This window comes from Brachybacterium sp. AOP29-B2-41 (genome assembly GCF_052378395.1).
GTDB lineage: Bacteria > Actinomycetota > Actinomycetes > Actinomycetales > Dermabacteraceae > Brachybacterium.
Map to the genome: position 1 here is coordinate 90,121 of NZ_JBQSXR010000006.1, position 19,657 is coordinate 109,777.

At 71.3% G+C, this 19,657-nt stretch carries 16 protein-coding genes; 8 read left to right on the forward strand and 8 right to left on the reverse strand.

The window, feature by feature from the left end; translation table 11 throughout:
* Positions 1-16: 16 nt before the first annotated feature.
* From ACT3T9_RS07870 to ACT3T9_RS07880, 3 genes are read right to left on the reverse strand one after another with little or no spacing between them, the layout of a single operon-like run.
* A complete protein-coding gene (locus ACT3T9_RS07870; RefSeq protein ID WP_444501854.1) occupies positions 17-2,089 on the reverse strand; it encodes a xanthine dehydrogenase family protein molybdopterin-binding subunit in 2,073 nt (690 codons plus the stop codon).
* Positions 2,082-3,161, reverse strand: coding sequence for an FAD binding domain-containing protein (locus tag ACT3T9_RS07875; RefSeq protein ID WP_444606244.1), 1,080 nt, complete (start codon positions 3,159-3,161; stop codon positions 2,082-2,084). The genes ACT3T9_RS07870 and ACT3T9_RS07875 overlap by 8 nt, the downstream gene beginning before the upstream one ends.
* Entirely contained in the window at positions 3,158-3,802 is a 645-nt protein-coding gene (locus tag ACT3T9_RS07880; RefSeq protein ID WP_444606245.1) for a (2Fe-2S)-binding protein, read from the reverse strand. Before ACT3T9_RS07880 ends, ACT3T9_RS07875 begins: the two co-directional genes overlap by 4 nt.
* Positions 3,803-3,945: 143 nt before the next feature.
* Here ACT3T9_RS07880 and ACT3T9_RS07885 point away from each other — a divergent pair, with 143 nt between their 5' ends.
* The 3 genes from ACT3T9_RS07885 (at position 3,946) to ACT3T9_RS07895 (ending at position 9,156) form a co-directional block, all read left to right on the forward strand.
* Entirely contained in the window at positions 3,946-4,911 is a 966-nt protein-coding gene (locus tag ACT3T9_RS07885; RefSeq protein WP_444606246.1) for a DNA topoisomerase IB, read from the forward strand.
* Between the two features lie 67 nt (positions 4,912-4,978).
* A complete protein-coding gene (locus ACT3T9_RS07890) occupies positions 4,979-7,567 on the forward strand; it encodes an excinuclease ABC subunit A (RefSeq protein WP_444606247.1) in 2,589 nt (862 codons plus the stop codon).
* Positions 7,568-8,373: 806 nt separating this feature from the next.
* Positions 8,374-9,156 carry a hypothetical protein gene (locus ACT3T9_RS07895; protein WP_442331992.1) on the forward strand — a complete coding sequence of 261 codons (783 nt, stop codon included), beginning with the start codon at positions 8,374-8,376 and terminating at the stop codon, positions 9,154-9,156.
* Between the two features lie 23 nt (positions 9,157-9,179).
* On the opposite strand, the gene dnaB is transcribed toward ACT3T9_RS07895, so the two are convergent.
* Positions 9,180-10,559 carry a replicative DNA helicase gene (dnaB, locus tag ACT3T9_RS07900; protein ID WP_345081390.1) on the reverse strand — a complete coding sequence of 460 codons (1,380 nt, stop codon included), beginning with the start codon at positions 10,557-10,559 and terminating at the stop codon, positions 9,180-9,182.
* A 276-nt stretch (positions 10,560-10,835) separates the two neighbouring features.
* Here dnaB and ACT3T9_RS07905 point away from each other — a divergent pair, with 276 nt between their 5' ends.
* Both ACT3T9_RS07905 and ACT3T9_RS07910 read left to right on the forward strand, forming a co-directional pair.
* A complete protein-coding gene (locus ACT3T9_RS07905) occupies positions 10,836-11,306 on the forward strand; it encodes a hypothetical protein (RefSeq protein ID WP_444606248.1) in 471 nt (156 codons plus the stop codon).
* Positions 11,303-11,650 (forward strand): PadR family transcriptional regulator, encoded by a 348-nt coding sequence (locus ACT3T9_RS07910; RefSeq protein ID WP_441443943.1) that lies wholly within the window; start codon positions 11,303-11,305, stop codon positions 11,648-11,650. The genes ACT3T9_RS07905 and ACT3T9_RS07910 overlap by 4 nt, the downstream gene beginning before the upstream one ends.
* Before the next feature lie 137 nt (positions 11,651-11,787).
* On the opposite strand, the gene ACT3T9_RS07915 is transcribed toward ACT3T9_RS07910, so the two are convergent.
* The 3 genes from ACT3T9_RS07915 to ACT3T9_RS07925 form a co-directional block, all read right to left on the reverse strand.
* Positions 11,788-12,297: a mycothiol transferase gene (locus tag ACT3T9_RS07915; protein WP_444606249.1), complete on the reverse strand. Its 510-nt coding sequence runs from the start codon at positions 12,295-12,297 to the stop codon at positions 11,788-11,790.
* A 281-nt stretch (positions 12,298-12,578) separates the two neighbouring features.
* A protein-coding gene (locus tag ACT3T9_RS07920; protein WP_441446633.1) for an IS3 family transposase occupies positions 12,579-13,741 on the reverse strand; the annotation gives its coding sequence in 2 pieces (ribosomal slippage) (positions 12,579-13,454 and positions 13,457-13,741; 1,161 coding nt in all).
* Between the two features lie 199 nt (positions 13,742-13,940).
* Complete coding sequence (locus tag ACT3T9_RS07925) at positions 13,941-14,270, reverse strand: GNAT family N-acetyltransferase (RefSeq protein WP_444606250.1); 330 nt, start codon at positions 14,268-14,270, stop codon at positions 13,941-13,943.
* A gap of 114 nt (positions 14,271-14,384) precedes the next feature.
* On the opposite strand from ACT3T9_RS07925, the gene ACT3T9_RS07930 reads away from it, so the two are divergent.
* Positions 14,385-15,941, forward strand: coding sequence for a pyridoxal phosphate-dependent decarboxylase family protein (locus tag ACT3T9_RS07930; RefSeq protein ID WP_444606251.1), 1,557 nt, complete (start codon positions 14,385-14,387; stop codon positions 15,939-15,941).
* Positions 15,942-16,017: 76 nt separating this feature from the next.
* Here ACT3T9_RS07930 and ACT3T9_RS07935 read toward each other — a convergent pair whose 3' ends face one another.
* On the reverse strand, positions 16,018-17,787 hold the full coding sequence (locus ACT3T9_RS07935; protein WP_444606252.1) for a hypothetical protein: 1,770 nt from the start codon (positions 17,785-17,787) through the stop codon (positions 16,018-16,020).
* Between the two features lie 102 nt (positions 17,788-17,889).
* Here ACT3T9_RS07935 and ACT3T9_RS07940 point away from each other — a divergent pair, with 102 nt between their 5' ends.
* Positions 17,890-18,831, forward strand: a complete 942-nt coding sequence (locus tag ACT3T9_RS07940; RefSeq protein ID WP_444606253.1) for a hypothetical protein — start codon at positions 17,890-17,892, stop codon at positions 18,829-18,831.
* 1 nt (position 18,832) lies between these two features.
* Positions 18,833-19,621, forward strand: coding sequence for a ferritin-like domain-containing protein (locus ACT3T9_RS07945; RefSeq protein ID WP_444601022.1), 789 nt, complete (start codon positions 18,833-18,835; stop codon positions 19,619-19,621).
* Positions 19,622-19,657: the final 36 nt, after the last annotated feature.

The window sequence follows — 19,657 nt, forward strand, 5'->3', positions numbered from 1 at the left end:
GCAGGGCCGGGCGCGCTCACCGAGGCAGGAAGGCGCTGCCGAACACGGGCAGGTCACGCACCCGCACCCCGGTGGCGTGGTGGGCGGCGTTGGCGATCGCCGCCGCGGCACCGACGATGCCGATCTCGCCGATGCCGCGGGCACCGAGCGGTCCGGCCTGCGGATCCTCCTCGTCCAGCCAGTGCACCTCAAGGGAGCGGATGTCGGCGTTGACGGGCACGTGGTATTCGGCCAGATCGTGGTTGACGACGTGGCCGAAGCGGGGATCGAGCTCGCCCTTCTCATGCAGCGCCATCCCCGCGCCCATGGTCATCCCGCCGAGGAACTGCGAGCGGGCGGTGCGGGGGTTGATGATCCGGCCGGCGGAGAACACTCCGAGCATGCGGTCCAGGCGGATCTCTCCGGTGCTCTCCTGGATGGCGACCTGTGCGAAGTGGGCACCATAGGAGTGCATCGCGAACCTCTGCTCGGCAGGGTTCTCCCCCGCCTCCCCGGTCGCTTCGGCGCCCTCGGCAGGCGCCTGGCCGTGCTCGCGGCGGAAGGTCTCCGCGGCGGCGATGACCGCCGCGCTCCAGCTGGCCATGCCGGTGGACCCGCCCGCGACGGTCGCGTTCGGCAGCGCGGTGTCGCCGATCTGCAGGGCGATCAGGTCCGGGTCCACCTCGAGGGCGTCGGCCGCGACCTGGGTCAGCGCGGTCCAGGTGCCGGTGCCGAGATCCGCGGCGCCGATGCCCACCTCGAAGGTGCCCGCCGCGTGACGGATCCGGGCGATCGAGCCGGGTTGGCGGGCGGCGGGATAGGTCGCAGAGGCGACACCGCTGCCGATCAGCCACTCGCCCTCCCGGCGCGCGCGGGGCCGCGGGTCACGCTCGCCCCAGCCGAAGCGCTCGGCACCCTCGCGCAGGCAATCGATCAGGCGGCGCTGGTTGAAGGGCAGGCCGGTGTCCGGGTCGAGCTCGGGCTCATTGCGCACGCGCAGCTCGATGGGGTCCACGCCGCAGGCCTCGGCGAGCTCGTCCATCGCGATCTCCAGGCCCACCATGCCGGGCGCCTCCCCGGGGGCGCGCATCCAGGAGGGGACGGCGAGGTCCAGCGGGAGCACCCGCTGGGTGAGGTGGCGGTGCGCGCCGGCATACATCTGGCGGGACGGCTTGATCGCCTCCTCGGGGAACTCCTTGGTGCGGGAGGAGCTGGAGACGGCGTCGAGGGAGAAGGCGCTGATGGTGCCGTCGGCCCGGGCTCCGATCCGGAAGTGCTGCGTGGTGGCCGGGCGGTACCCGGTGATCGCGAACATGTGCTGGCGGGAGACCGCGTACTTCACCGCGCGGCCGGGCACGGTGCGGGCGGCGAGGGCCGTGAGCATCATGTCCGCGTGGGGCACGCCCTTGGAGCCGAAGCCGCCGCCGACATGGGGGCTGATGATCCGCAGCCGCTCGGGGCCGATGCCGAGCATCGGGGCGAGCGCCTCCCGGGCCGGATGGACGCCCTGCGTGGAGGTCCACAGGGTGAGGTCATCGCCGTCCCAGCGCGCGATGGTCGTGTGGGGCTCCATCGGGTTGTTGTGCTCCAGCGGTGTCGAATAGCGCTGGTCCACGACGATCTCGGCGGCGGCGAGCGCGGCCTCGACGTCCCCGGTCTCGACGTCATCGGCGCCGTCCTCCGGCTCCCGCACGTCCGGGTGATCGGGACGGAAGCGGGCATCGTGGGGAGCGGCCTCGGTCGTGATCGCGACGAGGTCGGCGGCGTGGCGGGCCGTCTCCGGGGTCTCGGCCAGGACGGCGCCGAGGTACTGGCCGTGGAACCCGATCCGGTCGTCCTGGAGGATCGCCAGCTCTCCGTCCTCGGTATCGGCCAGGCGGGGCGCGTCCTGGTGAGTGAGCACCCGTGCCACCCCGTCGAGGGCGAGCGCAGCGGCGGCGTCGATCGCGGTGACGCGGCCGCGGGCGATCTTCGAGCACAGCGGGTAGAGGTGCAGCGGGTTCTCGACGGGATGCTCGTAGGCATAGGGGGCGCGGCCGCGCACCTTGTCCGGACCGTCGATCCGCACCCGGCCGGTGCCGATCGCGGAGGCACGCAGCAGGTCACTCATCACGGGCCTCCTCAGGCTCCTCGGGCTCCTCGGCGAGACCTGCGAGCTGCGCGAGCACGCTCACCATCACGCCCTGGGCCATGGGCAGCTTGAACTCGTTGCCCTCGACGGGCCGGGCCTGCTCGAGCTCGGCGGCCGCGGCCCTGCGGAACGTCTCGCGGGTGGCGGGCGCCCCGGCCAGGAGCTCCTCGGCGCGGCGGGCACGCCAGGGGGCGTGGGCGACCCCGCCGAGGGCGATTCGTGCGGAGCGGATCCTCGGTGCCGTGGCGCGCTGTCCGGGATCGCCCGGCTCGGCGTCGCTCGGTCCGGGGTCGCCCGGCTCGAGGTCGAGCAACGCCGCGACCGAGACCAGCGCGAAGGCGAAGGACGCGCGATCGCGGATCTTGCGGTAGGTCGATCGCGCCGAGCGCACCGGCGGCGGCAGCTCGACGGCGGTGATCAGGTCGCCGTGCTCGAGCACGGTGTCGCGCTCGGGCTCGGCGCCCGGGAGGCGATGCAGGTCGGTGAGGGGGATCCGCCGTTCCCCGCCGGTGCCGAGCACCACCACGGTGGCCTCGAGCGCGGCCAGCGCTACCGCCATGTCGGAGGGGTGGGTCGCGATGCAGTGCTCGGAGGCGCCGAGGATCGCGTGATAGCGGGTGTAGCCGCCGATCGCGGAGCAGCCGGAGCCCGGTTCGCGCTTGTTGCAGGGGGTGGTGGCGTCCTGGAAGTACACGCAGCGGGTGCGCTGGAGCAGGTTCCCCCCGGTGGTGGCGGCGTTGCGCAGCTGACCGGAGGCGCCCGAGAGCAGGGCGCGGGAGAGCATCGGGTAGTCGCGGCGCACCCGGGGATCGGCGGCGAGGTCGCTGTTGCGGACCATGGCGCCCAGGCGCAGGCCGCCCCCGTCGAGCTCCTCGATGTCCGCGAGGTCCAGGCGGCCGAGGTCGACCAGCAGCTCGGGCGCAGTGATCCCGAGCTTGAGATGGTCCACCAGGTTCGTGCCCCCGGCCAGGTAGGTCGCGTCAGGCCGCTCCGCGACCGCGGCGACGGCGGCGGCGGGATCGCTCGCCCGTTCGTAGTCGAAGGGTCTCATCGTGCGTCCTCTCCGGTTGCGGCCTGCGCCGTCCGGTGCGCCGCGGGCTGCGCCGCCTGCTGCGCCGTCTGTGGCGCTGCGGGTTGCGCCGCCTTCCCCACCGCCTGCTGCACGGCAGCGACGATGTTGACGTAGGCGCCGCAGCGGCACAGGTTCCCGCTCATCCGCTCGCGGATCTCGTCCTCGGTGAGCTCGACCGGGCGGCCCGGATCTGCGTCCACCGGGCTCGCGTCCTCGGGATCGGCGCCTACGGGGTCCTCGGTGACCACGCTGGGGCGCCCGTCGGCCGCCTCCCGGAGCACTCCGGCGGCGGAGCAGATCTGGCCGGGGGTGCAGTAGCCGCACTGGAAGGCGTCCTGGTCCAGGAAGGCCTGATGGAGGTCGGAGAGCTCGCCGTCGGGTGCGAGCCCGTCCGAGGTGATGACCTCCGCGCCGTCGACGGAGACGGCCAGCGCCAGGCAGGAGTTGAGGCGCCTGCCATCGATGAGCACGGTGCAGGCGCCGCACTGGCCGTGGTCGCAGCCCTTCTTCGGGGAGGTGTTCTCGAGATGGTCGCGCAGGGCATCGAGCAGGGTGGTGCGGGGGTCCACGATCAGCTCATGCTGCTGACCGTCGATGACGAGGTGCACTGGATAGCCCATCGGGCGCCTCCGGATCGGGTCGGGATTCGAACCTACTGTCCTCGGAGGTGCTCGGCAACCGGTCGCGCGCGCACCGACCGATCGTTCGCCCGCGCTCTGGGTGCGGGTCCTACGATCCCGTCATCCGTTCCGGGAGGAGAGCCATGGCGCGTCTGCATCGGGTGTCCCCGGAGCGCGACCCGGGCCTGTCCCGCTCCCTGACCTCGCGGGGCACCGTGCGCCTGACCCGGCCCGACGGTCGCGTCGCGAGTGGCCGCGATCGGCGCCGCGTCGAGGCGCTGGTCATCCCGCCCGCCTGGAGCGAGGTGTGGATCTGCGCGGACCCCCTGGGGCACATCCAAGTGGTGGGCACCGATGCCGCCGGGCGCCGGCAGTACCTCTATCACCCGCAGTGGCAGTCCCGGCGCGGCCGCAGCAAGTACGAGCGAGCGCTCGACCTCGCCGAGACGCTTCCGAGGGCCCGCGCCCAGGTCACGCGGGCGCTGCGGGGCGAGGACCTCGACCGGGAGCGAGTGCTGGCCACCGCCTTCCGCCTGCTGGACCTCTCGGCCGTGCGGATGGGTTCGACGGCCTCCCTGCGCAGCGGGCGCAGCCGGGGCCTGACCACGCTCCAGCGCCGGCACGCCCGGGTCGACGGCCCGGTGGTGACGCTCGCCTTCCGCGGCAAGAACCGGATCGAGCATCAGCTGGAGCTGGAGGACGAGGACCTCGCCTCCTCGATCAGGCAGCTGATCGCCGGCGACCCGCGCACCCTCCTGCTGAGCTGGCGGGAGGGCCGCCGACGCCGCTCACTCACCCCTGCCCTCGTCAACGAGCACATCGCAGCCGTCACGGGTGGCGCCTTCACCGCGAAGGACTTCCGCACCCTGCACGGCACCGTGATCGCCGCGCAGACCCTCGCCGATATCGGGCCGGTGCGCGGTCGCCGTGCCCGTGCGCAGGCAGAGCGGGCAGCGGTGCAGGCCACGGCGAGCGCGCTCGGGAACACCGTGGCGGTCGCGCGCAGCTCCTACATCGACCCCCGGGTGCTGACCCGGTATCGGCGGGGCGAGCTGCTGGCCGGATCGCGCAGCCCGGAGGCGGCGCTGCGGGATCTGCTGCGGGGATGACCGGTGGACATGACCGGTGGGGCATGACCGCACCCCGGGCACGGCCGCCGCTTGCTACGTTGGCGGGATGGATCTTCACGACCTCTCCCTGACCGGCAGCGATGACGGCTATGTGCACGTGCGCGGCGCGCGACTGCACAATCTGCGGGATGTCGATGTCGACCTTCCGCGCGGTCGGCTCGTGGCGTTCACCGGCGTCTCGGGCTCCGGGAAGTCCTCGCTCGCCTTCGGCACGATCCATGGGGAGTCCCAGCGTCGCTACCTCGAGTCGGTCGCGCCGTTCGCGCGTCGGCTGATCGGCAGCGCCGTGGACCCCCGGGTCGAGGCGGTCACCGGGATGCCGCCCACTGTCGCTCTCGAACAGCGCACCACCGCAGGTGGCGCCCGCTCCACCGTCGGCACCACCACGAACCTCTCCAACGCGATCCGGCTGCTGTACTCGCGGGCCGGCGACCATCCGGCCGACGTCCTCGAGCGCGGCGCCGCCCTCCATGCCGCCCAGCACAGCGGCCTCCCCAGCGGCCGCCTGACCTCGGACTTCTTCTCCCCGAACACGCCCGACGGCGCGTGCCCGCGCTGCCACGGCGTGGGCGCCCTGCGCGAGCCCACGGAGTCCTCGATGGTCCCCGACGCCTCCGTCTCGATCGATGACGGGGCGATCGCCGCGTGGCCCGGGGCGTGGCTCGGCAAGAACTTCCGCGACATCCTCGCGACCCTCGGGATCGACATCCACCTCCCCTGGCGGGAACTGCCGGAGGAGACCCGCGACTGGATCCTCCACACCGAGGAGCAGCCGGTGGTGACCGTCGAACCGGTGCGCGAGCCCGGCCAGGCCCATGGCACCTACCAGGGGCAGTGGCGCAGCGTGGAGCGATACCTGCGCGACACGGTGGCGACCTCGAAGGCGGAGTCCTCACGCCGGCGCGCGCTCACCCACTTCGAGGTCTCCACCTGCCCGCTGTGCGAGGGGCATCGGCTGGGGCCGGACGCGCTGCGCGTCACCTATGCCGGTCTGCCGATCTGGCAGCTCACCGCGCTGCCGCTGGATGACCTCCTCGCCGCGCTGACCTCCCGCATCGAGGCGCTGCCCCGCGGCGAGGGCACCCCGGAGCAGGAGGCGGAGAGGATCCTGCTGCCCTCCGTGCTCCCGGTGCTGCGCACGATCGTGGGCCTCGGCCTCGGGCACCTCGCCCTGGATCGCCCGGCGGGCACCCTGTCCACCGGTGAGCTGCAGCGGCTGCGACTCGCCGCCCAGCTGCGCTCGGGCCTGTTCGGCGTGGCCTACGTGCTGGACGAGCCGTCGGCCGGGCTGCATCCCAGCGAGAAGGCGATGCTCCAGCACCTGCTGGACTCCTTCCTCGCCGAGGGGAACTCGGTGCTGCTGGTCGAGCACGACATGGCGCTGGTCGCCGACGCGGACTGGATCGTCGACGTGGGGCCGGGCGCCGGCTCCGACGGCGGCGAGGTTCTCTACTCGGGCGTCACCGAGGGGCTGGGCGAGGCGCAGGACTCGGTGACCGCCCGCTACCTCGACCCGGCACCGCTCGCGCTACGAGGATCCGACGACGTGCGCGAGCCCGGAGGCTGGCTCGAGATCGACGGGCTGAGCACGCGCACCCTGCGCGACGTGGACCTGCGCCTGCCGCTGCGGTCCTTCACCGCGGTCACAGGCGTCTCCGGGGCCGGCAAGTCCACGCTGGTCACGCACTGCCTGGGCACGATCCTCGGCGAGCGCGTGCGCACCACGGTGGCCGACGAGCCCGACCCGTCGGCCGACGGAACCGAGGTCGCCGCGCCCACCGACGCTTCCGGCGTCGCGGATGACCGGGTAGGGCACGGCGAGGTGCGCGGCGCCGAGGGCATCGACCGGCTCGTGCACATCACCCAGCGGCCGATCGGCCGCACGCCGCGCTCGTGCCTGGCCACCTATACGGGGCTGTTCGACCGGGTGCGGCGGCTGTTCGCCGGCACCCCCGAAGCGCGGGCGCGCGGCTGGGGCGTGGGCCGCTTCTCGTACAACGTCGCCGAGGGCCGCTGCCCCGAGTGCAGCGGCACCGGACACATCGAGGTGGAGCTCGTGTTCCTGCCCGGCTCCTATGCGACCTGCCCCCGCTGCCGAGGCACCCGCTACAACCCCGAGACCCTCGAGGTCCGGTGGGAGGGGCTGAACATCGCCGAGGTGCTGGGGCTGTCCGTGACGGGCGCCCGCGAGGTGTTCGCCGCGGAACCTCGGATCTTGAGGGCGCTGGATGCGCTGCATGCGATCGGGCTCGGGTATCTCACCCTCGGCCAGCCCGCCACCGAGCTCTCCGGCGGCGAGGCGCAGCGGATCAAGCTGGCCACCGAGCTGCAGCGCACCGTGCGCGGGCACAGCGTGTACCTGCTGGATGAGCCCACCTCCGGCCTGCACCCTGCTGACGTGGACCTGCTGGTGAGCGAGCTGAACCGGTTGGTGGACGCCGGGCAGACGGTCCTCGTGGTCGAGCACGACCAGCGGGTGATCGCCCAGTGCGACCACGTGATCGACATGGGCCCCGGGGCGGGTGCGAAGGGTGGGCGGATCATCGCGCAGGGCGCTCCGGCGCAGGTCGCCGCGGCGGAGGCGAGCCTGACGGGGACGCATCTGCGCGACGCGGCCCGCGGCGGGGCCGGCTGAGCGGTCAGCTGCGCGGCGTGAGCTGTCCTTGCTCTGTCGCTCAGCGCGCCGTCGGAGCCCGTCCCTCAGCTCCGGCGGAACGGTCGGAGTCGGGATGATCACGGGCATGCCTGCAAGCGCCGGCTCGACGTCCGTCGCGTCCCTGTCCGCTCCGCGCGAGGTCGCCCCAGTGCGAGGTGCGAGCGCTCCCATGTAGTTGAGCACGGTGAGCAGGATGGACATTGCGCTGGCAACGACGGCGAAGTAGTTCCCGAGCACGAGGGCGGTGCCCATGCCACCGCTCCAGGTGTTCCGGAACAGCATCAGCTGCATGTCGAACAGCAGCACCACCAGCGCCAGCACCTTCGCCGCGTACGAGACCATCGCCCCCACCTGCCAGCCTCGGCCAACCTCCCGGTCACGGGCCACGCCCTTGACCCAGGGGTCGAACATGGTGGCGACCAGCAGCACGGACAGGATCTGGGCAGCGCCGAAGGCGGACTCCGAGACGCTCGCCCCCGACGTTCCCGCGGGAACGCTTTCGCCGCCGGTGGAGCGGGCGGCGGAGCTGGCACCGAGCTGCACCGATCGGCGGACGGCGCGATCGACGAGAAACGGCCCGGGACAGCGCACATACTCGGTCTGGTGAGCTGGGCGAGTGTAGCGTCCTGGCCACAGCGATATCTCGCGACGTCGTCGACGACGGGAGGGCCCACGGCCGGTTCGAGCTGCCAGAGCAGCTTCTGCGACCCGTGGTCTCGCCCTGATGGGCGACTGTCCCAACTCAGCGACCCAGATCTCGGAGAGGGTCATCCCAGGGAGGCTCCATGAACGCGAAAGTTGTGTGGGAGCCCTGGCCCACCGCCCCGGACGCGCCCGCCGGGTTGCTGCGCCCCGGCGCGGCCGCCCTCGGCATCCGCCACCAGGGGGAGCTGCGCGCCGTGCTGCGCCGCTGGGTCGGGGACAGCTCGAGGTGGTTCACCCGCTGGCCAGACGGCGGCCCGTCGGAAGCCCCGGCACCATCGATGTTCTTCGGCAGGGCAAGCAGCACCGACACCGCCGAGGCCTGGTTCGAGATGACCGGCGTCGACGGTCAGGACCAGGTGCTCGCCCGCGCCGCGATCGCGCCCGGGGAGGAACTGCGATGGCTCGATGAGCCGCCCGACGGCCCGCTCGGCGCTGTGACCGCCAGTCTCGCCGAGCTGACCTCCCGGGCGTTCGGACCGGGCACCGCGCCGCAGCTCCGCGACGGCAAGGTGCTCGCTCTGCCCGGGCCCGAGCTGCCCGGCCTCAGCGAGGACCTGCGCCAACGCTCGTGGCACGTGCGCGACCACCGCGGATCGGCAGGAGACTCGGTGCTCCGAGCCCTCGAGATGCCACCCCTGCGGGATCCGGAGGAGGACACTCTGCGGGCCCGGCGCGCCCACCTCGTCCGCTCGTCGGCCCCGCTGTCCGCACCGGGACTCATAGTGTGGCGCACCGGCGGCGTCCGCCTCTGGCGCGGCGGCGCGCATCCGCTGCTCGACGCCCCGGTCGCGCCGAGCGATCTCACGGAGGCCGAGTCGCTGCTCGCCGAACACGTAGCGGGCGAACCATTCGGCGACGCCTGACCGGGCGCGGCGAGTCGACCGGCTCAGCCGCTGAAGCCGCCGCCGGAGTGGGCCATGTCCTTGAATCGGGAGTAGTGGCCCTCGAAGGCGACCGGGATCGTCTTGGTGGCGCCGTTTCGGTGCTTGGCGATGATGAGGTCCGCCTCGCCGGCGCGGGCGGACTCCTTCTCGTAGTAGTCCTCGCGGTGGATCAGCAGGATGAGGTCGGCGTCCTGCTCGATCGAGCCGGATTCGCGCAGGTCGCTCATCATCGGGGTCTTGTCGGTGCGCTGCTCGCTGCCACGGTTCAGCTGCGAGATCGCGATGACCGGAACCTGGATCTCCTTGGCCAGGAGCTTCAGGGCGCGGGAGAACTCCGAGACCTCCTGCTGGCGGGACTCGACCTTCTTCCCCGAGCTCATCAGCTGCAGGTAGTCGATGACCACGAGCGAGAGGTCATGCTTCTGCTTGAGCCGACGGCACTTCGCACGGATCTCCATCAGCGACATATTCGCCGAGTCGTCCATGAACAGCGGGGCGTCGGCGATGCGGCTCATCGCGCGGGCCATCGACTGCCAGTCGCGGTCATCCATTGAGCCGTCGCGCATGCGGTTCATCGGCACCTGGGCCTCGGCGCTGAGCAGACGCATCGTGATCTCGGTCTTGTCCATCTCCAGGGAGAAGATCACCGAGGTCTTGCCGTTGTGGATCGACGCGGAGCGCAGCACGTCCATGCCGAGGGTCGTCTTGCCCATCGCAGGGCGGCCGGCGAAGATGATCAGCTGACCCGGATGCAGGCCCTGGGTGAGCTCATCCATCTCGGCGAAGCCGGTGGGGGTGCCAGTGACCTGGCCGCCGCGGTTCTGGGTGGCCTCGATCGCGTTGAGGGTCTCATCGATCACCTCGCCCAGCGGCAGGAAGTCCTCGCTCTGACCACGCTCGGTGACCGCATAGACCTGGGCCTGGGCCTCGTTGATGGCCTCCTCGACCTCGCCGCCGTCGGACGCATAGCCCAGCTGGACGATCCGGGTGCCGGCCTCGACCAGTCGGCGCAGGGTGGCGCGCTCGACCACGATCTCGGCGTAGTAGCCGGCGTTCGCCGCAGTGGGAACCATGTCGATGAGATCGGCGAGATAGGCGCCGCCGCCCACCCGGGCCAGCTCGCCGCGCTTGGAGAGCTCATCCGAGACGGTCACCAGGTCAGCAGGCTCACCGCGCCCGTAGAGGTCGATGATCGCCTCGAAGACCATCTCGTGGGCGGGCCGGTAGAAGTCGTTGCCGCGGACGATTTCGACCACATCGGCGATCGCGTCCTTGGACAGCATCATGCCGCCCAGCACGCCGCGCTCGGCGGGGAGGTCCTGGGGCGGGGTGCGCTCCAGGCCGCGGTCGGGTCCAGCTTCGAAGGCCTCGGTAGATGTCACCGAGCCAGTGTAGGAAGTCCGGCTGACCGTCGGGACGTGATCTCTGACGGATGGGGACGGCTGGTCCATGTGGAGGAGCGTTCCGCGGCCACCGGACCACCGGACCACCGGACCACCGGCGGCAGTGAGACATGCCTCCTCGGCGAGGCATGCCTCGTCACGCAGGGGCCCACGGGAGTTCGCCCGGAACCCTTGACGGCTTGATCTGCACCAGAGGTACAGTGCCTATACGCACCGCACCATTGGTACACAGCCAATGGGAATCAGGAGGGCATCATGACCACCTCATCCGCATCTCCCCCGCCCGAGACGTCATCCCGCACCGACCGTGCGCACTCGACCTTGTTCCCCTACGCCCTCGCCGCGCTTGCGGCCACAGCGGTCGCACACCTGATGATCGGGCTCGCGGGCCACCGCATCACGGTGCTGACCACACTTCCTCTGCTCGTGATCGCGCTGGGCTATGCGACATACCTGGTGATCTACGGCCGGGCGCTGGGCCGTGTCCGCTATGGGCGCCTCGTCGCCCACGCCCTCACCTACGCGATCGTCAATACCGGCTACCTGCTGCACGCCTATGTGCTGATCGCGTCGGCCTCCCCTGCCATCCAGGGCGATGGTCACCTCGCTCTGAACGCCGGCTGGTTCGGCGCCACCTTCGGCATGGCCGGGTTCTGGGGGATCGGCCTGATCGCGCACGGACTGGCGGCGCTGCACGAGCGCGGCTTCGAGGCGCGACGCGCATGACCTCGCATACCGACCTGTCTGCGGAGGATGCCGAATGGGTCGAGGAGCTGGCCCGCTCCTGGATCGAGGTGTACAAGAAGTCCGCGACCACCCTCGCGCTGCTGCGGATCGTCGGCGAGCACGGTCCGATCTCGGCCACGGGGATCGCACCGCACTTCGCGAACGCCACGGGGTGGACACTCACGGATCGCGGTCTCTATCGCACGTTGCGGCGCCTGGCAGAGTCGGGGGTGCTCAGCCTCGAGAAGGTCGACGTGGCCCGCACCGGGGCGAAGCGTCAGGACTTCGCGCTCACTGCGATGGGTCGCGCCCATCTGGAGCGGATCGAGAACGAGCTGATCTGATCGTTCAGCTGGTCTGGACACCGAGCCGGCCCGGACACCGAGCTGGTCTGGACACCGAGCCGGCCCGGACACCGAGCTGGTCCTGACATCGAGCCGGCCCGGAGATCGAGCTGGCCTGGGTACCGACGGATCCGCGGTCACTCCCCCAGCGACATCCCGAGCGCATAGGCCGCCTGAGCGAGGTGCTGGACGGCATCGTCGACGATGCTCACCAGGCGAGCTCCGCGGGTGACGGGGGGATCCCACTGCTCGTCGATGATGTCGTCGAGAGCGGCCGCCGAGAGGGTGTCGAGGTAGCTGTCCAGCGCGGCGAGCGTGGCGTGGACGTAGTCGAGCAGTCCAGCGCCGTCCTCGATGATGATCCGCCGGGCCTCCGCGGCAGTGTGCCCGTAGCCGACGGCATCGCCGGCCGGGCCGAGGTCGAAGCGCTGGTCGAAGCCGTCCGCGGTCCACACCTGCTCGCCGCCGACGAGATCGGCGAGCTGCACATCGATCTCGCGCCCGGTGTGCCAGAGCAGCCAGGCCACGGAGTTGGGGTGTCCACCGGGTCGGGCGTTGAGAGTCGCCGGGTTCAGCTGGTGGCGCAGACGCTCGGCGGCGTCGCGGGGGCGGGAGGTCAGGTCACGGAGGAGGTCGAGAGCGTCCATGTCCCGACGGTACTCCGCCGCGCTCCATGGCTCACCCCTGTCGGACCGCGCGTACCCCTGCTCTCAGTCACCGGTCCCCGCTGCGAGCCAACCCGCCACCCCGTCAACTCGCCAGCCAGCCAGCCACCCCGTCAACTCGCCAGCCAGCCCGCCAGTCAGCCAGTCAGCCAGTCAGCCAGTCAGCCAGTCAGCCCGCCACCACTTCTCTGTCGCTGGTGACGGTTGAACGCTCCCCAGCCGTTCAAAGGGGACTGCCGCACGTTTAGGTGACAGTTGGGGTGTCAGGCCGCGAGTGCGACCGGGTTCATGATGGTCTCGTATTCGATGGGGGTCAATCGACCCAGGCGAGCCTGCCGGCGCCGGCGGTGATAGGTCCTCTCGATCCAGGTGATGATCGCGATCCGCAGCTCTTCTCGGGTCCGCCACCGCTTGCGGTCCAGGACGTTCTTCTGGAGCAGCGCGAAGAACGACTCCATCGCGGCGTTATCGCCGGCAGCGCCGACCTGGCCCATCGATCCGATGAGGTGATGACGGTTCAGGGCGTGCACGAATTTCCGTGACCTGAACTGAGATCCACGGTCCGAATGCACGATGCAACCTGCGGCGTCTCGACGCCTGGATATCGCGTTGTCCAGGGCGTTCACCGCAAGACGAGCCTTCATCCGGTCGCTGATCGAGTAGCCCACGATCCGGCCGGAGAACACATCTTTGATGGCGCAGAGGTAGAGCTTGCCCTCGTCGGTCCAGTGCTCGGTGATGTCGGTCAGCCACAATTCGTTGACGTCATCGGCGGAGAAGTCCCGCTTCACGAGATCGTCGTGAACCGGCGGGCCGGGGCGCTTCCCGTTCTTGCCGCGCTTCTTACCGAACACCGACCACCACTGGTTGTCCCGGCAGATCCTCCACGCCGTGCGCTCACACATCTCCTCACCGGCCTCGGCGGCTTCGTCGACCAGGAGCCGGTAGCCGTACTCGGGGTCGTCGAGGTGAGCGTCCAGCAACGCGTTGGACCGGTAGGCCTCGACCACCTCGGCCTTGGTGACTTGCTGGTGCCGCCAGCGGTAGTAGGGCTGGCGGGAGAGCTTCAGGACCCGCAGGGACACCGCGACGGGAATGCCGTCAGCGGCGAGCTCGCTCACGAGCGGGTAGAACCTTTTCCCGGCAGGTTCGCCTGGGACAGGTAGGCGGCGGCACGGCGCAGGACCTCGTTCTCCTGCTCGAGCAGCCGGATCTTCTTGCGGGCGTCGCGCAGCTCGGTGGAGTCCTCGCGGGTCTTTCCGGGGCGGCTTCCGTCATCGATGTCGGCTTGACGGATCCATTTATGCAGCGTCATCTCGTGGACGCCGAAGTCCTTCGCGATCTGCGCGAGAGTGACGCCGTCCTCACGGGACCGGGCCACACGCACGACATCTTCGCGGAACTCCTGGGGATAGGGAGCAGGCATGGTGCACATCCTTCCAGGCCGCCCAGTGGGCAAGCCAGATCAGATGTCACCTATCCGTGCGGCAGTCCCAAGCTCACCAGAGACAGATTTCTGGTGGCGAGGGGACACCTGGTGGCGAGGGGACTTCTGGTGGCTAGAAGAGTGGAGATGGGGTGGGCCGGCACCGAGGCCGGGGCCGGGGCCAGCACCGGGGCCGGGATCAGTCCTCGACGATGACGCCGTCGGCCTGCTCGGGATGGCGCTGCAGCCAGCTCTCGATGAAGGGGCAGATCACCAGGACAGGCAACGAGATCGCCCTGGCCTCGGCGAGCGTGGTGCGCACGAGCACGGAGGCCACCCCTTCGCCCCTGTGCGCGGGGTCGGTGACGGTGTGGATCAGCTCGATCCGGTGACGGGTCCGCTCATAGATCATGATGCCCACGACCTCGCCGCCGCGCACCGCCTCGTAGCGTCCGATGGCTGGGTTGTCGCGGACCGCGATGGTCTCTTCCGGGCCGTGGACATGGTCCTCGACGTCGCTGCTGCACATCCGAGCTCCTTCCGGGGCTGCCTCCACGGTACGGCAGGGGCGCCGGAGCTGTCAGGGCACGGAGCGGGTCGGTTCCGCTCCGGCAGGAGGGTCCGGCGTGGGAGCATGCTGGGCGTGATCGAGAAAACCGCAGACAGCCCGTCCTCCCCCACCGCCACGGAGCAACCGGAGCCGACGGAGCAGTCGGAACAGGAGGAGCGGGCGGAGCCGACGGAACAGTCGAAGCAGACAGAGCAGTCCGAACAGTCGGAGCGATCGGAGCAGTCGGCCTTCACCCGGGCCGCCGACGCCCTGCAGAGCCATCGCGCGCATTCGGAGGTCTGGGGGGATGAGCGCGAAGCGGTGAGCATCGCGCTGCAGTGGGCCGCCGCACACACCACGGTCGCCACCGATCCCAAGACCACCGCCCGCAGCGCCTCCGCATTGCAGGAGGACGTCGGCGAGACCATCACCGAGGGCGGCATCGGTGCCGAGCGGGCGATGGAGCTGTTCGACCAGGTGCTGCTGCCCGCGACCCGCTCTGCCGAGGATCCGATGAACCTCGCCTACATCCCGGCCGCACCCACCCGGGCCGCGGTCGCCTTCGACTCCGTGGTCTCCGCCGCGAACGTCTTCGGGGGGATCTGGGAGAACGGTGCGGGCGCGATCTTCGCCGAGAACCAGGTGCTGCGGTGGCTCGCCGATCTGCTGGGCTGGCCCGCCGAATCCGCCGGGGTGTTCGTCGCCGGCGGCACCCACGGGAACCTCTCCGCGCTCGCGACCGCCCGCGACCACGCACTGCGGAGGCGCGGACGCCGGCCGGAGGGAGGCTGGGCCCTGGCCTGCGCCTCGACCGCGCACTCCTCGATCTCCTCGGCCGCGCGGCTGCTGGACATGGACCTGATCTCCGTGCCGGTCGATGATCGCGGGCATCTCACCGGCGACGCGCTCGAGCGCGCGCTCGAGGCCGACCCCCGGATCTGCGCGGTGGTCGCCTCGGCGGGGACCACCAACGCGGGCATCGTGGACGACCTCGCCTCCGTGATCGAGGCGGCCCATCGCCACGGCGCCTGGGTGCACGTGGACGGCGCCTACGGCGGGGCGGCCCTGGCGGCGCCGAGCGCCCGGGAGCGCTTCGCGGGGATCGAGCAGGCCGACTCCTTCATCGTGGACCCCCACAAATGGCTGTTCGCCCCGTACGACTGCTGCGCCCTGCTGTACCGGGACCCGCGCCCGGCTGCGGCGGCGCACTCCCAGCACGCCGCCTATCTCGATTCGATCGACCGCGGCGAGTCCAACCCCGCCGATCTCGCGGCGCACCTCTCGCGCCGCACCCGCGGGCTGCCGCTGTGGTATTCGCTCGCCACCCATGGCACCGACGCGTACTCCGCCGCGGTCGAGCGCTGCCTGGCGGCCTCCCGCACCGTGGCGCGCGCGATCGGGGAGACGGAGCATCTCGAGCTGCTGCTCGAGCCGGAGCTGTCGGTGGTGGTGTTCCGTCGGCCCGGATGGACGCCGGCCGACTATCGCCGCTGGTCGCAGCGGCTGGCGAAAGAGGGGACGCTCCTGTGCGTGCCCACCGCCTTCCAGGGGGAGGTCGCGCTGCGGCTCGCGTTCGTGAATCCGGCGACAGATCCGGCGGCGGTGATCGAGGTGCTGCGCACCACGATGCTGGCGGCCGACGGCAGCTGAGGCACCCGCACGCGAGGCGCCAGCAGCTGAGGCGCCAGCTGCTGAGGCACCGGCTGCTGAGGCGCCGGCGGGCCCCTCACTCCCCCGCCAGCTGCTCCTGCAGCGCGTCGAGCCGGGTGACGTCCTCGTCCCTGCCGAGCTGGGCCCAGCCCTCGCGGGCGCGACGGGCCGCTCGGCGCGCCTGCGCCTGCTCCCCCCGCGCGGCGAGCAGGTGGGCGTGGCGGTCATCGAGGTACGTCGCCCAGTAGCGGGCGCGGGCATCGTGGCCCGGGGGCATCTCGTCGATCGCCTGCATCGCCTCGCGGCGCCGCTGCTCGCAGTCCCGCTCCTCCACGCCCGTCACGCCACGTGCCAGGGCGTCGCCGGTGGCGATGAACAGGCCCACCCGGGCATCGACCCGATGATCCCAGAGCAGCTCCGTGGGCAGCACCGGGCGGCCGCCGTCCGGACGGGTGCGGCGCTCGACCGCGCGTGCCGCCGCGATGACCGGCTCGAGCTTTTCAAGGTCGAGCGCCCGCCGCAGCACCAGGGCGCTGGCCTCGAGCTCGGTGCGGATCAGCTCGCTGCGTGCCGCGGCCGGGGTGCTGAGGTCGTCAGCGAGGCGACGGGCAGCAGTGGCCAGCGTGCGCAGCTCACGCAGCGACGCGGCCTGCTCGCCCTGCCGCTCATGGATGCTGGCGCCCAATCGGGCGGCCTCGAGCAGCCCGTGCTGGTCACGCTGCCCTCGCGCGATGGTGCGCGCCTGCTCGAGAGGCACCCAGGCGGCCTCATAGCGCTCCGCCTGGACCCGCTGTGCGGCCACGGCGAGCAGCGGCTCGACGCGCAGCTCCTCGCGACCGAGGGTGCGCTGGAGGGAGACCAGCCTGCCCGCGGTGAACGAGGCATGCGCGGCGGCGCCGGCGGCCATCAGGGCCCGCAGCAGCGCGGTGATCAGCCCGATCCGCAGCGGCGGGTCCTCGATCTCGTGCAGGGCCTCGAGCGCCTCCAGCGCATGGTGCACCGCCTGCAGCGGATGCTCGATGCCGAGGGTGCGTGCCAGCACCGCATGCGCGCCGATGACGGTGCGGGCAGGGTCAGCGCGCGGCCCGTCGGCCTCGACCTCCGCCAGCTCGCTCAGCTCCAGGAGGTCCAGCGCGGCGGTGGTCGCACCCGGGAGGTCGCCCATGCCCTCGAGCGCCTGGGCGAGGTGCAGCCGCAGTTCCAGCTCCGGGTCGACCAGCAGCCGTTCCCGCACTGCGGGGAGCGCAGACAGCGCCGCTCGCAGCCTGGCCGCATCTCGTCGCGGATCCGGCGCGACGTCCCGCGGTCCGGGCAGCGAGGAGCGCGCGAAGGCGCGCATCACCACCAGCATCTCGGCCGACGCCTGCGGGGCCTGCCCTCGCCGACGACCACGGGAGGTGGGTGCGGTCTCGAGCGCCGCCCGGCTGAGTGCGCTGGGTCCCGACAGCGCGGGCTCCCGCTCGAGCAGGACGGTCAGCATCGCCGCCGCCTGCTCGAAGTAGCCCTGGCGGTGCAGCAGGGAGACCAGATCCGCGGTGTCATCCCTGATCCGGGACGGGTCAGCGCTCATCAGAGCTCCATGCAGCGCCATCCGCAGCAGATGGAAGCGGTCCGCAGGAGCGGCGGGAACCCGGCGGAACTCCTCCACCAGGCGGCGGGCGTCACGGGGGTGCTCGGCATGGAGAAGGTCGCTCGCCCGGTGCGCGGCCTCCCGGACGTCTCCCGGGTGCGGCAGCGGCAGCTCGGCAGGTCGCAGTGCGGCCCGGAACCGGCCGAGATCTGGCAGGCCGCTGCCGACCTCGTCACCACCGGGGCCCGGGAGCGAGGAGGCGCCAGAAGTGATCACAGACCGAAACCTACCAAGCGTCCATGCATCAGCCCACAGCCAGGTCTCCTCCGTACAATGACCGGGGCCCTCGAGGCCGCGACCGAAGAGAAGAGGTAGAAGGTGGTTGTCGACCTGACAGGGGGCACGGCGGCCTCGACCCCTCACTCCCAGGTGCAGGATCCCCATGACGCCCGTGCACGCCCTGCCCGCGAGGGACGCTTCACGGGGCATCTCCACTTCGACGAGACCATCGTCCCGGTGCTGCACACGGACTTCGACGTCGCCGCATATGTGCGCAGGGGCACCGCACGGCTCGAGGTGGACACCGCGCTGCAAGCGACCGAGGAGCCGCTCGGCGAGGACCTGCGCCTTGCCCTCGGGGTGCTGCAGCGCCTGGAGTCCTCGGCGCTCGGGGAGTCGCGGGCGATGCTCGCGACCACCACCGGCAACGAGGCCCGGATCACCGCCTTCCTGGCCACCTGGCTGGTGGACCGCTTCTGGCAGTCCCGTGCCCTGCGCGATCTGCTCACCGGGGACCACGCCACCGACCGTCCCCGGGCCCGGCACCACCCACATCCACTGGCCGCGCTGCGCCGTCTCCATGTGGATCGGGTCCAACCGCTGCTGACTCCGGTGTGGAACGTGACGGCCGGCGAGGCCCTGCCCGCCGGCCATATGGCGCGCATGGCGATCCAGGAGGCGTCCCTGCAGGCGGCCCTGGTGGCGGTCTCGCGCCGGACCTCCGGGGAGGCGCGACGCGTCCTCGATATGGTCGCCGAGCGGCATCAGGCCGCTGTCGACTTCTTCGTCGCCGAGGCGATCGCCCGCCTCACCCGCTCTCGCGGTGAGGCCATCACGGCCCGGGCGCTGCTCTCGTTCGGCTCGCCGCTCGACGGCGGCGGGCTCATCGATCCCGACCTGCGCCCCGCCCTCACCGTGCTCGGCGCGGACCCTCGCGATCGCGCTGCCCTGCGGCGCGCCCGGTTTGAGATCACCAGGCTCCTGCCCGGCCCCGATCTCCCGGACCCCTACCTCAGCTCTCTGCCCAGCACCGGAGTGTGACATGGCCTTCGACCTCGATCAGTTCGCCCAGACCTCGATCCCCGTGAAGTACGAGGACCTCGACTTCGACACCTTCGACACCCAGCCGCTGGATGCGCAGACCCTGCGCTCGCTGCGCTATATGTGCGACGTCGAGTACCACACCTCCTGCTTCCTGCGCGATCTGCTGGTCACGCCCTCCCACCGCGAGGAGGACGCCGGCGGCTTCATGACGATGTGGAATCGTGAGGAGTTCTGGCACGGGGAGGCGCTCTCGATGGTGCTGGCACGGCACGGGATCATCGTCGACTACGACGAGATCAAGGCCAAGCGCGTGAAGCTGGGCTGGATGGGAGCGCTCGGGCCGCTCAAGCAGTCCGTGCTCACCAACCTCGCCGGGACCGACTTCGTCGCCGTGCACATGGTGTGGGGCGCGGCCAACGAGCTCTCGGCCGTGGCCGCCTACCGTCGGCTCTCCGCACTGACCGACCATCCGGCCCTGTCCCCTCTGCTGAAGCGCATCGCCCAGCAGGAGACCCGCCACGTCGCCTTCTACACCACCCAGGGCAGGGAGCGGCTCGAGGCCTCACAGGCAGCGCAGAAAATCGTGCGCCTGGTGATGAGCCGGGTCTGGAAGCCGGTGGGCAGCGGCATGATGGACGAATCCGAGGTGGTGCACGTGATGAACCATCTCTTCGGCGGCAAGTCCTCGGAGCTGGACAAGCTCGACAAGCGGATCCAGAAGCTGCCGGGTCTGGACGGGCTGACCATCTTCCGCAGCGCCTTCGCCCGCCTCGGCATCCCCGCCTGAGACGGCGCGGAGGGGCGACGCGAACAGGTCCCTCGA

Coding starts and splice junctions, on each gene's coding strand:
- ACT3T9_RS07910 (WP_441443943.1), top strand. CDS start 11,303: ATGACCTCGCATACCGACCTGTCTGCGGAGGATGCCGAATGGGTCGAG.
- ACT3T9_RS07875 (WP_444606244.1), bottom strand. CDS start 3,161: ATGAGACCCTTCGACTACGAACGGGCGAGCGATCCCGCCGCCGCCGTC.
- ACT3T9_RS07895 (WP_442331992.1), top strand. CDS start 8,374: ATGAACGCGAAAGTTGTGTGGGAGCCCTGGCCCACCGCCCCGGACGCG.
- ACT3T9_RS07925 (WP_444606250.1), bottom strand. CDS start 14,270: ATGTGCAGCAGCGACGTCGAGGACCATGTCCACGGCCCGGAAGAGACC.
- ACT3T9_RS07945 (WP_444601022.1), top strand. CDS start 18,833: ATGGCCTTCGACCTCGATCAGTTCGCCCAGACCTCGATCCCCGTGAAG.
- ACT3T9_RS07885 (WP_444606246.1), top strand. CDS start 3,946: ATGGCGCGTCTGCATCGGGTGTCCCCGGAGCGCGACCCGGGCCTGTCC.
- ACT3T9_RS07870 (WP_444501854.1), bottom strand. CDS start 2,089: ATGAGTGACCTGCTGCGTGCCTCCGCGATCGGCACCGGCCGGGTGCGG.
- ACT3T9_RS07915 (WP_444606249.1), bottom strand. CDS start 12,297: ATGGACGCTCTCGACCTCCTCCGTGACCTGACCTCCCGCCCCCGCGAC.
- ACT3T9_RS07880 (WP_444606245.1), bottom strand. CDS start 3,802: ATGGGCTATCCAGTGCACCTCGTCATCGACGGTCAGCAGCATGAGCTG.
- ACT3T9_RS07905 (WP_444606248.1), top strand. CDS start 10,836: ATGACCACCTCATCCGCATCTCCCCCGCCCGAGACGTCATCCCGCACC.
- ACT3T9_RS07890 (WP_444606247.1), top strand. CDS start 4,979: ATGGATCTTCACGACCTCTCCCTGACCGGCAGCGATGACGGCTATGTG.